A 16,654-nucleotide genomic window follows, 5' to 3' on the forward strand; every position below is an offset into this window, starting at 1 on the left:
TATTGTATGAAACCCGGTTCTCTTTTTTTATGATTTACTGTGTTGTCTACAGGTTTGGCACTTTAACGCTACCGCCTATCCAGCATTTGAAATTAACTGTTTTCCCTTCCATACCGGCACTGAAGATGTCTTGTTTGCTGGGCGCCCTGCCTTCATAACTGGCGGCAGTTTGTGAAGCCCTGCTGCTCAGGGAAGGGTCTACCTGGCCCGCTTTCCTGGCCATTTGTGCGGCTTTCCAGTAAATTGCCCTTTTCTCAAAAGTAGTACTTCCGCATTCGTTGGCACTGCTGGCATAAAGCGACGCAATGATCAGGTAAGGCGTACCGTTTGCGGGGTTTACATCCAGTGCCTGCTGGGCATATTTTCTGGCTGTTGATTTTTGTCCGCGCTTACTGGCCTTGGATGCTATGCTCGTAAGTTTGTTTGCCTTTTTTACGGCGTTGGTCTCCAATTCTATGGATTGTTCGTAGAATTGCATGGCCTTGGAAGTATTTCCCTGTTCTTCATACAAAGAGCCCAGGTAATATTTGGAACTTGCGGAAGGCTCTATTTTATCAAGTGCTTCAACCAGCTTCACAAACACCGGGTCTCCCGTACAGCCTTTGGCATCCATACGTCCGGCCGCGCCTTTAAGCCAGTTGGCATCGTCTTTATGCGCATCGAAATTCTTTTGGTAGAGCGGGATCAGGTTGTCACAATCGGCCAGTGCTCCCAGTTTGGTATCGATACTACTACTTATTTTCTCGTAATTTTCCCCGTTTTTTCGGGCAGCAGCCAGTATCTTTTTCTCCTTGCTTGTCAATGTACCGTCATCTTCCTTGGGGACATATTTTACAATGGTTTCTGCCAATTCCTGGTTTTCTTCGGCGATTTTGGCAGTGACCTCGTCATAGACTTCAAACACGTCCTGGAGTTCTTTTTTGCCGGCAGCCTGCAAATCCACCAGCGTAGAGAAGTAGAGGTAAAGCGCTTTAGGATTTTTAAAGTTGTCTTTGCCGGTTTTAAAAGCCTTATCCAGCAGGTTAAATATTTGTTCGTCAGTGTCCAGTTTATAATCGTTCTTTAAGAGGGCCATATCAATCATGCTTCCCACTTCATTGTAGCGTTTCGGAAAATTTTTAGGGGCCGATTCGTACAGTCCGGTAAGCATTTTTACGTATTGCTCCCTGTTGCCCGGATCTTTTTCAATTTTGTCCTTTAATATACGTTCGCCATAATGATATGTAGCCCAGTGTAAGGTCGGACAGTTTTCATATACCATTTTCCACGGTTCGTAAGCGGCGTCATAATCCTTTTTTTTCGCATGTTCGGCAAAAATCGACAGGTTTTGTGGGCATTCGGGGTTCTGGACCTGAGCGAATCCCATAAAAATAACGCCAAAAATACTCGCTAATACGGAAATTTTCCTTTTCATAATTTATCTGTTAGTAAACTTAAACGGGTAACAAACTTATAAAAACATTATTTAAAAATCCAGCAAAAGGGGTATATGGGCGTTAAAAAAAGCTAAAATTTTTATGCCGGGGGATGGGTCGCCCTATAAATATGATGTATTACAGGACCGTTAAATCCCTTAACCTGTTAAATATTTTTCCTGAAATCCGTAAATACCGGGTCTCAAAAGCGGATATTCATAATAATTTGGATTACATAATATTTACATCATAATATAGGCTATAAAATCCGGGTTTCCTATGCACAGAAATTTTTCAAATATGCGATTTATGAGCAAGTAGATTTTAACACGCAAGCAGTTTTTATAATGCCCATATTTTTGATATTTCGTACAATCGCCCTGAAATTTTTAAATAAGCGAATTATGGCATAGTGGAGATTTTAGGGGATATCCCCATAATTTATGGATAACTGGCAGTATTCGGCTCAGGAGGTAGTTTTAAAAATACTATTTTACATAATATAAATTATAGTTCAAATACCTGTATCTTTTAATTTATACAAATCTGTTACTCCTAATTTAACCTTGATAAAAAGAAACAATCGGTTCAACTATTATAAAACGTTTTAAAAGCAGGGATTATTCTAATACAGGAACTTCCATATAAAAAGCGGCCATGTCTATATAATCGGTTGTAGCATTTAATTTTTCGGTAAGTATCTTTTCTATAGTGGTAATCGGGGCATTTGAAATGTCAAAGCTGCAAATGCATCTAACGCGCTTGCCGTTGTAATTAAAGATGAGCCCTTCAGTGGGCATGTCGGGGTATTGTTCGGCAAGGGCTTCCTGTATGGTTTGGAGGGTTTGATTGAATTTTTCCGAGTGTTCGTCATAAGTAGTTCCTTTGACAACGCCTTCTTTCAATTTAATTCCCGGTCCTCCCAAATAAAATGTTTCGCCTTTTCTTTTGGGGCCATCGACATAATGAAATTTATTGAAGTTACAGTTGTATTCAGCTATACTATATAACAGAACGATGTCAAAATTTTTGTCCATAAACAGGTATTCCATAAATGAAATATCTTTAATGGGAATCCCCCCTTCTCCAAGTATTGGGGCATATTCCAATGGAGTATCATTAAAAGGAGTATTTTTTAAGTTATCATCCTTTTTATCCGGACCGTAAGAATATAATTTATACGCTATGTTAGTATATTTTAAAGTATCGGTATCTACTATAACCGTATCTACCTGCAGATTATACCCATATTTTTCCAGATAGAGCTTATCTGTCTTGTAATATTTTCTAATTTCCTGTAGCATGGAATCCAGCTCAGTTTTATTTGATGGCCATACTTCACCAAAACTATTATACCAAGAACTAAGTCTCTCCGTAACATTAAATCCTTCCGGGGAATTTTTATTGTTCTTTATAAACTTTTGCAGAGCAGTATATTGATAGTATTGATACCCTAAAAAGGAAAATATCACTATAAGTATAAATAATAATATGGCTTTAATAAATTTCATAGATAGTTATATTAATACAACCATAAAATGCTTCGTTTCTATTTAAAATACGGGTGATCCTCTCCATAAAGCTCTTTGTAAACTTGCCTAAAAGCATCCCTGTCCATTCGGATATATAATAAAGGATGTTGTTTATTTTCTGAATGCGTGATCTTAAATATATTTGCCCTTGAATGTTTGTCATAAGGCCATGCTTCCATAACATGGCTCAAGGAATTAGCTATCCCCAAATCCGGATGGACCGGATTAAATCCTATTGTTGCAGTAAATATTATCCCTTCGTATTCCAATTGTAAATCTAATCCACTATAAGTCGCATCCCCTACTCCCAACCATGTACGATTATACCCATAGTATTGGCCACTTCCCCGGGCATCTAAATCAATTGGTTTAAAATTATCCGGGTCTATACGGTTTTTAATGGCATCAAAAACCTCCTTTACCAGCTCTTTCAGGTCCTCATTGCGGGCATCAATAAAAGAACCCTTATCAATGTCTGGAGCCCCCATATATTTACGGTACAACCTACTTATACCATTAGACTCACTGTTTTGATAATCTTTCCACACATCATTTTCACTACGCCCAATATAATCATAACCATCAGGGGTATTCTCTTTCGAGGTAACTTCTTCCTTCCATACATATTGCCCGGTTTCCTTGTTTTTAACCCAATCAAATGGTTCTTCCCCTTTGGCATTTTTTAATGGTGTATCAAGTAGGCTATTCGTATTGGTGTTTTTATCGATTAGGGAGTTCTCGGCAGGAGTGTCAGGGGTTCGTTTAAGATAGAAGTGGAGGTCAATATCCATACTTGTTGTTCGGTATAGCTCTAACCAGCTTTCAATATCTCTTATAGAGTGTACAGTAAATTCCATAAGCAACAAGTTTTATAGAAATTAGATCAGAGGGGCGGCATTAGAGCATAAATATAAAGATTTTTCTGTAGGATTATCAAAAAACATTTGGATATTGAGGGGACCACCGTATATTTGAAACTATGAACGTACGCCTTACCCAGGAACAAAAAATAAGAATTTTAAACTCCGATGATGTCTATAAGGTCATGCAGCAGGTTTTGTTGCGTGAGAATAAGATCAGGCGAAATCAGGAGCATTTTTGGATAGTCGGGTTGGATAATAAGAACAAAATCCTTTTTATAGAACTGATCAGTCTCGGGGCGGTTAATCGTGTTATGGTCAATCCGCCGGAGGTATTCCGAATGGCTATCTATAAACTGGCCGTGAAAATGATTTTGATTCACAATCACCCAAGCGGTGAAACCGAGCCTTCCCAGGCAGACCTCGACTTAACCGACCGGATGATGAAAACCGGGGAACTGATTAACATTGAGGTTGTTGATCATCTGGTTATTTCCGAAGATACGTATTACAGTTTTGCCAATGCGGGCGTTATGAGTCAACTGAAAAAGACGGGGAAATATGAAATCCTTGATAAAGAAAAAGCCGAAACAAGAAAGTGGCAAGCTGAATTTGAAAAGGAACAGGCAGTTAAGGATAGTAACCTTATGATTGCCAAAAAAATGAAGGATAAAGGGTATGATATTGATACTATAAAAGAACTTACCGGGCTTACTAAGTGGGATATTAAAAAATTATGAGGCGAATTTAAAACCCGCCCTAATCTCTATTTACATATTATAAAATAGTTTTTGGATATTACTTTTTCTTTCTAAGTATAACCAATTCAGATTTACCCTCAGGTTCTGACCAAGGAGTATTTATTTCTTCAAGAGAAACGGCAATTTCAGAAAGGTACGTATTACCGTCTATTTGTAATACTGCAGAATGATTTTGTGGCATTTCTGATAATTTTTCAATAAGTTCTTTAACTGTTGTCATCGTATAAATTTTAAGTAATAATATTTTGTCCTAAAGTTATTTAATCACCAGGCTTATGTTTATGAGGCTTTAACTTCGGGTGCTTTGGTTTGTTAGGAGGTGTAACTCTTCTCCTTCTGTCGGGAGTACCATCCTCTTTCTTGGGCTTCGGCCCTGGTTTAATGGCTTTGATATTCACTATAAGATAATTTTGATTAGTGCTTCCAAAAATAGAATGAGAGTTATAATAAATTTTACGGAAAACCACATTTGATATAAAATATTTCATCTATTTCCCCATTCCATACACATTCCCCTACTCTCCTACCGTCGCTCCGGGCAAAGAGTATTCCATTCGTTGGGTAAAGAAAGTTCAGCAGAAAAACTTTTCAGAAGATCACAAAAGGCAGGATGCTTTTTTCCCAAATCGACGATAGGAGATTCACGAACTCCGCTTTATCCAATATAAACAACGTGAGTAAAGCAAATTTACCCTTCGGCCTTAGTTTATCCTGAGTTTGTCGAAGGGCTCAGGGCAGGCGCCACGCAAGTACATTATAGTTCAAATACCTATTCTTTAATTTATACCAAACCGGCTGTATTTGCCCCTATAATTATATTATTTCGTTGTAGTTTGCCAAAAGGTAATCCGTAAATAAAATCATGCTAATTTAGAAGATGTGGTTGGTGCGACGGATACGCTGGTCTTGCCTTACTTAAAAGCTCATTGGTAATATTGTTTTCTGTTGCTTCCTAATGCTTTCCGGATACGCTTTAATCGTTTTTGAGCCAAACGATTCGATTTGCTTGTTGAATCCTTATCAAAAGTATTTGCGATAAATACAGCTTGGTATAAGGAATCTTTCAAATAAACCCTCATAATATCAATAGACCGGTTTATCCTTTTGTCAATTGTAGCGGTTCCCGCTTTATAATAAATATTAAAGATCCTATTTTTATCTTCCTCCTTCACATTATCGTGATGATCGACTAACACCCCAACAACCTGTCCGACGGTAGTATCTCTTGAAAAAGACATATATCCCGACGGGGTTTGAAGTATGATATCATAATATGGGGCCGAATCATTTTCTATTTCCGGATAGCCGTTTATAAAAGATACTTCCGGATCAGGAAAAGTAGAAAGGGTATAAATCCCTCCCCTGGACCCCGGGAAACTCTGCTGTTTCCGTTTAATTATCTCAATCATTCCCTCCCGAATTGGGCGAATCTCTTTATCATACCTGTATTTTTTAATTATGTCCGTTAGAAGGGGCTTAAGCACAAATAATCCTAATACCAGGATAATCCCTCCATATCCTAATTGCTTTTTATTCATTAATCCTACTACCTCTTTTTTCCTGATATGCTCATTATAGCCATTCTTTTTGCTCTTTATCACCAATAAGGGTTACCCCTCCCAAAAAAACATACCCCCCCGGGGAGGGGTATGTAGCAGGGTTATTCATAGGTTCGTATACCGTGTTTTGTCCACATAGATTTTGCAAATTTTCTAAAAACCTCCGGGGCGTTTCCAAAAGCATTGTCAAAGACATAGCTGCCGCCGAAGGATGCTCCATTCGGGGTTTTTATCGTTTCTTCTCCCCGCATGGCATACTTTTGGCTTCCCTGGTACATGATGATCTTTACGATATCCGGTCCTATATCGCCCCGGCAGCCTGTCTTATACATCAACCATACCTCACCTGTGCCATCCCCGTCCAGGTCGGTAACTTGTAATGTGCGTTCTATAAAACCGGCAATTATATCTACAGGGCAATTTTTAACATAATCATAGACCTTCCAGGTATGTTTCGTATTGCCAATGCTGTCCGAGAAATGATAGGCGAACAATTCGGCATTGTTACAGCGGTCACATTCTTTGGTTTTACCGGGGTAAATACCTGTTTCCGTTATAATTACCAGGTTTTCTCCCTTGTTGTCTGTCCAGCGAACGGCATCCTGTATCACCCCCTTGTATAAAATATCTTTGGCAAGGCTCACGGTATCAGCTTGATGCCGGCTTATCTGCCCCCAACCCGGTAATGACCATATCGATAAAACAGCCATGAAGGCCAGGCTCGACAGAATATTTTGTTTTTGTTCAAATCTGCATGTACTTCCAGAAGGTACGATATTGTCTTTTAATTTAGTCCAAAACTTGGAAGCATATTTTGTCAAATGAGGCGCTATCAATTTTCATTCAATGTTTTTTCAGCTTACACACAACCTGATCATATTCATTACTTTCCGAATGTTTCTGCTGGTGGTTAACAAATGTTTCAAATATACAGAATTTCAACAAGCACAGGTTGTGGAAATCAAATCGAAATTTAGGCTAAACACCCCATTCCACAAACGTTGCCCCCTCCCCTCTCCCGAAAACTTTCGGGGCCACTCCCGGCAAAGCGTGTTCCATTACATTTTTAAAGCAGGCACTACACAAGTACATTATAGTTCAAATACCTAAGTTTTGTAATTTACTCAAATTTGAATGGGATGTTATAACCTAAGTCCGATCAAGGTAAAGTTTCCCAAATATGTTGAAAACTATTCCCGGTGTTAACCATTGCTATACACTTCCCTAATTCGGTGTGCAAATGTTTATGTATAAACGGCCCCATGCTTATCCGTTTGACCCCGGCCTTTTGTAATGCCGTAAAATCGGGCAAGCCCGGCATGGCCATCACGTTTACAGGCAAGGCTGACATTTTTGTCAAAGCGGCTATTTCGTCAATTTTAGTCACACCGGGGAAAAACAATCCATGTGCCCCTGTTTGCTGATAGCGTTCTATTCTTTTTTGTGCTTCTGTCAATCCGCCCGGTAATTTCAGAAGAAATACATCCGATCTGAGGTTGATAAACATTTCAATTCCTTTTTCAGACAGGCCTGAAATAACAGCCCTTATTTTTCGGGCAAACATATCGGTGTCTGTTATGGTGCGGTTTTCAGACACCACAACAGAATCTTCGATATTAATTCCACACACTCCCAGTTCGTATAGTGCAATGATATGCGCTACGATATCGGCGGCGGTTTTGCCATAACCTGCTTCGAGGTCCACGGAGAATGGCAGGGATGTGGCCTTAGCGATATGACCGATCATAAAAAGGTAAGCCTCAAAGGGCATCTGTTCGCCATCCTGATACCCCAGCGTTTCTGCTACTGCTGCACTGGAGGTGGCAATAGCTTTATAACCGGCCGCTTCAAAAGCCCTGGCACTTGGCACATCCCAAACATTGCCGATGAGCAATGGTTCGGGGCTTTTGTGCAGTTCGTTGAATATTTGAAATGAATTGTTCATCATGTTACGGTGTTTAATTTCGGTTACTGCTAAAAGAATCCCTGTACATCTTCCATCCTTTATCGGTCTTTTTCCAGAGCACCAGGAATTTTCCGTTATCAAAAAGTTCCCCGTCGGCATTAAAGGACTGCCAGAGGCCTTCTTCGGTCACATATTCCTTCCCATCGCCATAAATTGCTGTGGTGATAAACCTGCCATTGCGCAACCCGTAGTTGTCGTAAGCATTCCTGAAAAACTCCCCGATCTCCTCCTTACCACACATTTTTGGCATAAGCGGGGCCATGATGCAGGCATCTTCCGCATAACGTTCCACAAAAACGGAAGGTTCGTTTTTTACAAAGGATTCAAAATAAACAGCGTTGCTTTCTGCGATGGCTGTTTTAGCTTCTGCAAGAGGATCGTTCTCCTGTGCCTGTGCCCTATGGCTTGTATATGCCAGCATGGAAAGGAGGATAACCGAATGGATTTGTTTCATTTTTTTTAGAATTAAAAGGTTTCCAATACGTTTAGAATACAAATATCCGGTGCGGTGCGGTCATAAAAATTGACATACATCACTTTCCCCGGTTTTGGCTACTTGCGTAACCTGCTTAGCGTTTCGCGGGAAACACCGAGATAAGAAGCAAGTACTTTTTTGGATATCCGCTGTATCAGGTCCGGGTATTCCCGTATCAACAGGTAAAACCGTTCTGTAGCATCCTGTGTCATATAAGTCAACAGGCGCTCCTGTTGTTTGACGAAGCTGTCGTTTCCTTTTCTACGGAAAAAAGTGTTCATTTTCGGAAAGTCCGTACAAAGTTTCTCTCTATCGGCAAAAGTAATGCTGAGCAGCGCTGTATTTTCCAGGCAGATAATGTTGAACTTTGAAAGTTGTCCGTTATAAAAAGCATGTTGATCGGTGATCCAACACCCTTCATTGGCAAATTGTATAGCGTGTTCTTTACCGTTCTCATCTAAAAAGGTGGATATCAGCAAGCCCTTTACCACCCAATATGTTTGTGTTACCTTCTGCCCCTGTTTTACCAGGACATCATCTTTATGGCACTGCTTTTTAGAGAAATAAGGCAGTATTTCGGCATATTCGTTTTCTTCTATGGCAGAAAACCTTTTAAGGTGTTCATAAAAGGTTTTGTATGGAGCTGAATGGGTCATTAGCGATGGGCTTAAAGAGCTGTTTTCGATGCACTCAAAGGTAAAAAATTATATGGGTTACCACTCCAAAACTTTAGTGCAACAGGGTAGTTTAAATACTCACACTTCATAAGTTTTTTGGCATTTATCCTTTGAACGAAACAAGTACAGCATCTGTGAAAGCATAAATTTCCTTGAAAAATCTTGGAGAGGAATCGGCATCACCTCCTCCTTTGATCTCTACCTGCATATAATTATAATGTTTTCTTAATTACGGGCTTTCTTCAATTATGTTCAGTACCTTACTAAATATCCTGATCCTAAAAAAACAATTATGAGCACAGTAAGTAATTTCAAAGCGCTTCACCAAAACGACACGCCATTATTATTGGCCAATGTATGGGATGCACATACAGCAAAATTAGCACAGGAAGCCGGCTATACGGCATTGGGGACTTCCAGCCATGCCATTGCCAACGCTTTAGGATTTAAAGATGGAGAAGAGATCAGCTTTGAGGCCTTATTTTTTGTAGTGAAGCACATCGTAGCTGTTGCGGAAGTGCCCGTATCGGTCGATTTTGAGGCAGGATATGCGGACGATCCGAAGCAGGTGGCAAAGTATGTGAAGCAACTTGCGGATATCGGTGCGGCCGGTATTAACCTGGAAGACGGCCTTGTAAAAGAGGGTAAGCGTATACTCGGTGATGCGACAGTATTGGCGGCAAAAATTAAAGCCGTTAAAGCAACCACAGCTATTTTTATAAATGCCCGGATAGATACGTATACAACCAAACATCCGGACAGCCTTAACGAATCGGTCTCCAGGGCACTGATCTACAAAACAGCAGGTGCAGACGGCATATTTTTACCGCTGATAGAAAAAGAAACGGATATTAAATCATTTATAACGAAAGTAGAGCTGCCGCTGAATGTATTTACTACACCAAAATTACCGGATTATGAAACATTGGGAAAGCTGGGAGTAAAACGTATCAGTCATGGCGCTAAGCAGTATGAATTACTGATGAAAAAATCCGAAGAGATATTTAAAAAATTTCAGCAGACGAAGGACTATAAATTAATGTTAGGCTCATAATCCCTCGTTTTTTCCTGAATTTAAAAGACGTTTTGGCTGTTGTACGAAAATTTTCCCGGCGTATCATGCCTGTTCATTCCACACGCCTTTGCCCTCGTCTTTCCATTCCCATTTTTTGCTGTCAAATTCAGCATCGACGATCCATCCGCGGGTATACCGGTTATTATCACCTCTCGTATGCCACGACCATACGCCTTGCAGCATGATGCCGAAATCCTTTACATATTCATAAGCAAGCTCCTGCCACGGGCCAAAATCAGGAAGGTTTTCCAGCAATGTCATAAAATCGTCCAGGGTGTTGTTGTGTATTTCCATGGCCATCATATACGCGTCTTCCAGGTCCAGATCGCGTTCGTGCATCAGAACGGGCACAATATTGATCACGTCACCCCGCCTGCACAACTCTTTGGGCAGGGATACGATATCATTGTGATATCCTATCAGCCGGGATATTATGGTGTGAACAGCCAGTATATGCGGATGATCCAACACCCAATCCGGCAGGGTACGGTAATTTTTTTGCAGGCAGGCATACTTGGCATAAGGAATACCCCCTGCAGTGAGATCGCGGATAATGGTGTAGGCAGCGAACGGCGGCGGTGTATTGGCCAGTACATACTGCTTTTCGTTCTGGAAACCGCAGATAATGTTATCCATTTCATAGACAAACTCATGGAACTGCTTTATGGGCATGCCGAATTGGAGACATTCTTTTCTGATCAGGTAAGCCTGGTGGTATACCCCGTGATCCCGTGGCTCTTCTTCCTCTTCACCCATCAGTATATCCAGTATCCTTTTCCGCATGATATCTATATCCTCTGCGGTTGCTCGGCCCAGGTAATCATCGAGCATGGCAAAGGTCCCTGTAAACCTGCCTACGGGGATCTGCTCCTCAAAGGTCAGGAAAGGCATGGCCCTGGCATTGATATCGGTAAAGTAATGGGTCTTGTGTTTTTCCCTCGCAGCTTCCGAATGAAAGCCAAAGTCTTCGTCAATCCATTTACAGGATGCTTCCCGCAACCTTTGAAAATACGAAGGCGTAATATCCGGGAAGGGATATTCGGGACGGGGAAATCCCCGTAAACGTTCTACTACTTTGTATGCTTCTTCTTCGCTCAACGTTTGTAAATCCAGGTAGGTTTCTTTCGCCATTGTTTAAGTAGGTTTTTTTGTTATTATAAGGTTAAATACATCAAATATAAGAAGTATAAACTTACAAATTTTACGGAAAGGCATATTAAGAGCAGAAAAAAAACTCTACGGATACTGTTATACACAGCTACCGGTTCCTTCCGCCGTGGAACGCTACCGTTTTGCCCCGCCACAAGTTTGTTCCGTATCCAAACCGGTTCAAAGCACCGTATTTGAACATCCTTTCTCCGCGTAGTGGTTTTGTTCCGCCGTGTAACAGGTTTGTTTCTTATCAGAACGATTTCAAAGTGCGGCACTTGCAAACCGCTGACCCGCATAACAACCTTGTTTCCCCGTATCCAGGTTTTGTTCCGCCGCGTAACAGGTTTATTCCTTATCAAAACTGTTTTAAGGCGCTGCACTTGTAAGCCCTTCTCCAACATAACAATCTTGTTTCCGCGTATACTGGTTTTATTCTGCCGCATAACAAGTTTGTTTCTTATCAAAACTGTTTTAAGGCGCTGCACTTGTAAACCGTTTCCGTGCATAATGATCTTGTGCTGCCGTATAACGATAAAAAATCGCGGTGATTCGAAACTGAACCACCGCGATTTGATCTGCATCCCGCGTATTTACAACCTTAATCTACCCAGGCCGTCCGTACGGCCACCGGGCTCCAGGTGCTCTTACCATGCCTGTTCAGCGAGCGCACACGGAAATGGTAGCGTACACCGTCTGCAACGGGAGCGTAATAATTGCCCCGCGAGTCGGATACCAGTGGCAGGGACCGCCAGAGCGGGTTGCCCTGTTCATCCGGTTCGTCCGCGATCTGCATTTCGTACAGGTATGCCTCGCGTACAGCTTCGAAGCCCAGCTGGATTTCGGCAGGCCGGTTCGACCGGCGTATCCACGTCCACGAGGGGGCGTCCGGCACCCTCCCCCGCTTCGGATTGCGTGCCGGTAAAAACCCCGAACTCAACTGGACGGAGGTGATTTCGGTGAAATTGTTGATGTAGCTTGCTGCCGCACGCATCAGCTTTAGCACTGCTGCCCGGGCTTCGTCTTTCTCTTCTTTCTGTATGCCGCTGGCACGTCCGTTGGCTGTAATGGCCTGCTTGGCCACGTAATCCAGTGCCACGGATTCATACTCGGCAAATGGCGGATTCAAATCCGGGAAGTTGGTGTTGCTCTCCAAGGCGTCGACCGTTCGTGTAGCCAGTGAAGCAAGGTCCGTATCGGTCATGTAACTGTAGTTGGTGATTAATTTTGGTGTTCTCATTTTCTCGTTTTTTTTTGGTTAGAAATTCGCATTGTTTATTTTCGCTTCAGGTCTTTTTTGTCATGGACCACAGCTCCGTGATCAAAGTCAGTTTGCAACATCGGCCGTCCGGGCCTCCTGCTGCTTTTCCATTTGTTCCGGGGCTTGCCCGGATGGGGTTTTGTCGTATTGCCATATGCAGAACTTTTTGTTTCTGCCGGCAAATTGGAGAGAAAATCCGAAGTTTCGAAATTCGCGAACAACTACGAACAGATACGAACAACTACGGACAGTACTGTCCGCGTTTTTAACATATTACGGTTTAAGCAGAAAAACTTTTCAGAAGATCAGGAGCCTCGGATACTTTTTTATCAAACCGGCAATAGAACCTTATTCAATTTTACCTTTCCCGGTTCGCAATGAGTGAAGATGACCGGCATAACAGGGTTGAGAAATAATAAAACCTTTATCCCTTTCGTTTTTTTAAAACCAATTTAAAACCAATCCAAAATGCAACAAGCCCCCCAGCCTACCAAACTTGCGGAACGTATCGGTTCCCTGGACTTTTTGAGAGGAATTGCCATACTGGGTATCCTGGTGATGAACATTGAAGCTTTTTCCTATCCGGAGCCGATGAGCCCTTTTAAATATGGTTTTGAAAGTGAAGTTGACAGAACTGTCCGTTTTTGGGTCTACTTCCTGGCACAGGGAAAATTTTTCAGTATGTTCACCCTGCTTTTTGGGGTCGGCTTTTACATTTTTCTCGAACGCCTGGAGAAGAAAAACTACGGCCTCAGGGCTATGGATATCTATGCCAGGCGATTGTTGTGGTTGTTTATCTTTGGTATTTTTCACGCCTACCTGATCTGGAACCACGACGTACTCTACCACTATGCGGCTTGCGGCTTTTTCCTGTTTCCTTTTCGTACCTTCCGCATCCGGCAATTGCTGGTAACATTGCTGGTACCTGTTGGCATACTGCTGTATCACAGTTGGACTACGACTTCGGAAAACCGTAAACAGCAACAGGACTACAACCGGCTCATTCAAATCGGGGAAAGCCGGCGCAGCGAAGAAGACCGGGGGAAAATAGCCCGTTGGGAAGACAAAACACGTGAAAAAGAATCTGAAGTATGGGACCGGGTCATCCCCCGGCAAAGTCTGGTGGAGTCCTGGAAAGCCAATGCCCGATATACCAGGGTACACGAGGGTAAGATATTTTATCACTTTGCTTTCTTTCGTACCTTTATGATGATGCTCCTCGGGGTGTTGCTCTATAAATCCGGTATTTTCCGGGACTATCGGAAATATCGGTATTACTGGGGCTTCACGGGATCTTTGCTGCTGTTTGCCCTTGTTATTAATTACCTGTGGTATGAACACCAGACCTATGCCTATTTTAAACCGGTGACCGGTATATGGAAAGGCCTGCTTACTACTTTTCATAGTGAAGCCCTCGGGGTGTCCTATGTCCTGATCCTTAATGGACTGTATCAAAAATACCTGGATAAACTGAAGTTCAAACCCCTTTCCATGGCCGGAAAAATGGCCCTGACCAATTATATATCTCAAAGTATTATCTGTGGTCTTGTCTTTTACGGTTACGGATTTGCTCAGTTCAATCGTTACTCCCGGTCGGAGCTCCTGCTCTGGGTAGGCGGTATCTGGACAGTACAACTCATCATCAGTTCCCTCTGGATGCGTCATTTTTCCCAGGGACCATTGGAATGGTTATGGCGAAAACTAACGTATCGTTCTTTTAACTAAGGTTTATAAAACTAAATTGGAGCGAATTTTTTTATTTTTAACCTTAATGAACCACAATAATCGAAAAACAAATGAATTTAGGATTTATCGGTATAGGAAATATAGCCACTTCGGTAATTAGGGGGCTGTGTACCTCGAATAGTACAAGTCACATAAATATTTCTCCGAGGAACAAGGAGAAGTCGCTGTTTCTGGAAGGGATGTTTGACAAAGTTACCAGGATGGAGAGCAACCAATCGGTTTTAGACCGTTCCGAAGTTGTTTTTATCGCCCTGCCCCCTGCCCTTGCGAAAGAAATACTTAAAGGGCTGTCTTTTCATGAGCATCACAGGGTGGTTTCGTTTGTGCCCTTTCTCGATCGGGAAGCGCTTCTCAACAGTGTGGCCCCCGCCTCAAAAGTAAGCAGGGCGGTCCCTTTTCCGACGGTGGAAAATCACGAATGCCCGATCTTGCTTTACCATCCCGACGAAACAATTTCGGGGATCTTTAAAAATATCGGCACCCCCGTTCCCGTAGCCAGTGAATCGGAACTGAAACTATTATGGACCCTTACCGGATTAATAGCCCCGTTTTACGACCTTGCCGAAACCCTGAGCCATTGGGCGCAATCCCATAATGTGGAGGCTTCGGTAGCCAACAGGTATGTCATGGAATTATTTTCATCCCTGACCTGCTATTCCAGGAAGAATATTCCGTTTGATTTTTCCGAATTAAAAAAGGAGGCGACAACCCCGAACGGACTCAATGACCAGGCCTTAAAAATTATTGAGCAACAGAAAGCAAATACCACGTACGGGATGGCCGCCGAAGCTTTATACAAAAGGTTTGAATAGCGCATCCGTTTAAACTTTTACCATTTATTAGATATGAGATTTTAGACATTAGATTTTAGATTTGTGGTTTATAGTTGTTTCATTTGAATGCCTCATGTCCCGATAATCCCGATAGATATCGGGATCGGGATGTTCTGAGTACATCGGGATCAGTATATCACTTATCGAAGGGCTTGCCCCGAGGTAGTTCACATAGTCACATTTTAAAGTCCTATGTCGACGTCCTATAACCTTACGTCTAATATCTAATATCTTCCTTATTGTATTTCGATTTGTAATCATTGGGTGAAATACCTGTAAACCGGCTAAACACGTTTCTAAAAGCCTTATCATCATTATACCCTACATCGTACATGATTTCACTAACCGTCTTTCTTGTGTTTTCAAGGGAATTTTTAGTCACTTCAACCCTCACCCTCTGCAAGTATTCCAACGGAGTAATACCGGTGGCCTTGATAAACCTCCGGTCAAAATTCCTTCGGCCTATATTGAGTTTTTCCGACAATTCCTTAATGGATATCTTGTTTTGATAATGGGATTCAAAATAAGCCTGGACTTCCAGTATTTCTTTGTCTCCATGCTTTTTATGACCGTTAAAAACACAGAATTCCGATTGAAGGTTCCTTCCCATATCAATCTGAAAAACCTTGGCACAATACAGGGCCGTTTGGCGGTCGTAATATTTTTCCACCAGGTAAACAATGAGATTCAGAAAGGAAAAGGCCCCTCCGTTGGTATAGAGCCCGTCCTGATAGGTAATCAGTTTATCGGTTTTCAGATTTATCCCGGGGAACCTCTCCCTGAATTCAGGACCTGCAGCCCAATGGGTAGAACAGCTTTTACCATCGAGCAGGCCGGTGGAGGCCAACAGGAATGCCCCGGTACACATGCTGGCTACTTCTGCCCCGTTTTTGTATTGTTCCTTTATCCATTTAACCAGCAGTCGGTTTCCCTTAAGGGCCTTTTCGTAACTCCTGACCAAGGACGGGATAACAATAAGACTGGATTCGGGGACTTCCGATATGTGTTTTTGAGATCGTACAGAAAAAAGGCCTTTGTATACATCCACCTTATCGGCAGCTCCCACAAGTTCTATGGTATAGGCCGTTTTTTGTTGTTTTTCCTCCCAGTAGGCATTGGCCCTGATAAAAATCTCGTAAGCCCCCACTATACTGGAGATGGTCGTTAAATTACTTTGCCCGTCGGGGACCAGGATACTTATATGTTTCATCGGTTAGTTTTTATTGATTTTTAAAGGTGAGAATACTTCGTTACGGGTATTTCATCACAACAGGTTTAAACAAAGATAAAAAGGAATATTGTCCAAATCAACCTGTAATAATGTCTATATGCACGCCTATAAGGT

At 42.0% G+C, this 16,654-nt stretch carries 16 protein-coding genes; 4 read left to right on the forward strand and 12 right to left on the reverse strand.

Going from position 1 to position 16,654, the window contains the following annotated elements:
* Positions 1–46: 46 nt before the first annotated feature.
* The 3 genes from LS482_RS20900 to LS482_RS20910 all read right to left on the reverse strand — a co-directional run bounded on the left by LS482_RS20900 (position 47) and on the right by LS482_RS20910 (position 3,804).
* A complete protein-coding gene (locus tag LS482_RS20900; RefSeq protein WP_233029539.1) occupies positions 47–1,414 on the reverse strand; it encodes a tetratricopeptide repeat protein in 1,368 nt (455 codons plus the stop codon).
* A gap of 621 nt (positions 1,415–2,035) precedes the next feature.
* On the reverse strand, positions 2,036–2,926 hold the full coding sequence (locus LS482_RS20905; protein WP_233029540.1) for a hypothetical protein: 891 nt from the start codon (positions 2,924–2,926) through the stop codon (positions 2,036–2,038).
* A gap of 38 nt (positions 2,927–2,964) precedes the next feature.
* Positions 2,965–3,804 carry a hypothetical protein gene (locus LS482_RS20910; RefSeq protein WP_233029541.1) on the reverse strand — a complete coding sequence of 280 codons (840 nt, stop codon included), beginning with the start codon at positions 3,802–3,804 and terminating at the stop codon, positions 2,965–2,967.
* 122 nt (positions 3,805–3,926) lie between these two features.
* Between LS482_RS20910 and LS482_RS20915 the strand changes: the two genes are divergently transcribed.
* Positions 3,927–4,547 (forward strand): JAB domain-containing protein, encoded by a 621-nt coding sequence (locus LS482_RS20915; RefSeq protein WP_233029542.1) that lies wholly within the window; start codon positions 3,927–3,929, stop codon positions 4,545–4,547.
* A gap of 58 nt (positions 4,548–4,605) precedes the next feature.
* Here LS482_RS20915 and LS482_RS20920 read toward each other — a convergent pair whose 3' ends face one another.
* The 6 genes from LS482_RS20920 to LS482_RS20945 form a co-directional block, all read right to left on the reverse strand.
* Positions 4,606–4,788 carry a hypothetical protein gene (locus LS482_RS20920; RefSeq protein WP_233029543.1) on the reverse strand — a complete coding sequence of 61 codons (183 nt, stop codon included), beginning with the start codon at positions 4,786–4,788 and terminating at the stop codon, positions 4,606–4,608.
* Positions 4,789–5,491: 703 nt separating this feature from the next.
* Positions 5,492–6,169, reverse strand: coding sequence for a hypothetical protein (locus LS482_RS20925; protein ID WP_233029544.1), 678 nt, complete (start codon positions 6,167–6,169; stop codon positions 5,492–5,494).
* Positions 6,170–6,228: 59 nt separating this feature from the next.
* The gene (locus tag LS482_RS20930; RefSeq protein ID WP_233029545.1) at positions 6,229–6,837 is read right to left on the reverse strand and encodes a M949_RS01915 family surface polysaccharide biosynthesis protein; all 609 of its coding nucleotides are present in this window, start codon (positions 6,835–6,837) and stop codon (positions 6,229–6,231) included.
* A gap of 449 nt (positions 6,838–7,286) precedes the next feature.
* Positions 7,287–8,075 (reverse strand): isocitrate lyase/PEP mutase family protein, encoded by a 789-nt coding sequence (locus tag LS482_RS20935; RefSeq protein ID WP_233029546.1) that lies wholly within the window; start codon positions 8,073–8,075, stop codon positions 7,287–7,289.
* 10 nt (positions 8,076–8,085) lie between these two features.
* Positions 8,086–8,547 (reverse strand): YybH family protein, encoded by a 462-nt coding sequence (locus LS482_RS20940; protein ID WP_233029547.1) that lies wholly within the window; start codon positions 8,545–8,547, stop codon positions 8,086–8,088.
* Positions 8,548–8,645: 98 nt separating this feature from the next.
* The gene (locus LS482_RS20945; RefSeq protein ID WP_233029548.1) at positions 8,646–9,224 is read right to left on the reverse strand and encodes a Crp/Fnr family transcriptional regulator; all 579 of its coding nucleotides are present in this window, start codon (positions 9,222–9,224) and stop codon (positions 8,646–8,648) included.
* Positions 9,225–9,537: 313 nt separating this feature from the next.
* Here LS482_RS20945 and LS482_RS20950 point away from each other — a divergent pair, with 313 nt between their 5' ends.
* On the forward strand, positions 9,538–10,299 hold the full coding sequence (locus LS482_RS20950) for an isocitrate lyase/PEP mutase family protein (RefSeq protein WP_233029549.1): 762 nt from the start codon (positions 9,538–9,540) through the stop codon (positions 10,297–10,299).
* A 63-nt stretch (positions 10,300–10,362) separates the two neighbouring features.
* On the opposite strand, the gene LS482_RS20955 is transcribed toward LS482_RS20950, so the two are convergent.
* Positions 10,363–11,451 (reverse strand): terpene synthase family protein, encoded by a 1,089-nt coding sequence (locus LS482_RS20955; RefSeq protein ID WP_233029550.1) that lies wholly within the window; start codon positions 11,449–11,451, stop codon positions 10,363–10,365.
* A 619-nt stretch (positions 11,452–12,070) separates the two neighbouring features.
* On the reverse strand, positions 12,071–12,568 hold the full coding sequence (locus LS482_RS20960) for a hypothetical protein (protein WP_233029551.1): 498 nt from the start codon (positions 12,566–12,568) through the stop codon (positions 12,071–12,073).
* A gap of 630 nt (positions 12,569–13,198) precedes the next feature.
* On the opposite strand from LS482_RS20960, the gene LS482_RS20965 reads away from it, so the two are divergent.
* Together LS482_RS20965 and LS482_RS20970 are read left to right on the forward strand one after the other, a co-directional pair.
* Positions 13,199–14,455, forward strand: coding sequence for a DUF418 domain-containing protein (locus LS482_RS20965; protein WP_233029552.1), 1,257 nt, complete (start codon positions 13,199–13,201; stop codon positions 14,453–14,455).
* Positions 14,456–14,526: 71 nt separating this feature from the next.
* Positions 14,527–15,288 (forward strand): NAD(P)-binding domain-containing protein, encoded by a 762-nt coding sequence (locus LS482_RS20970; RefSeq protein WP_233029553.1) that lies wholly within the window; start codon positions 14,527–14,529, stop codon positions 15,286–15,288.
* Positions 15,289–15,526: 238 nt separating this feature from the next.
* Here LS482_RS20970 and LS482_RS20975 read toward each other — a convergent pair whose 3' ends face one another.
* Positions 15,527–16,519, reverse strand: a complete 993-nt coding sequence (locus LS482_RS20975; RefSeq protein ID WP_233029554.1) for a GlxA family transcriptional regulator — start codon at positions 16,517–16,519, stop codon at positions 15,527–15,529.
* Positions 16,520–16,654 lie beyond the last annotated feature (135 nt).

Origin of the sequence: Sinomicrobium kalidii (assembly GCF_021183825.1) — a bacterium.
Classification (GTDB): Bacteria; Bacteroidota; Bacteroidia; order Flavobacteriales; family Flavobacteriaceae; genus Sinomicrobium; species Sinomicrobium kalidii.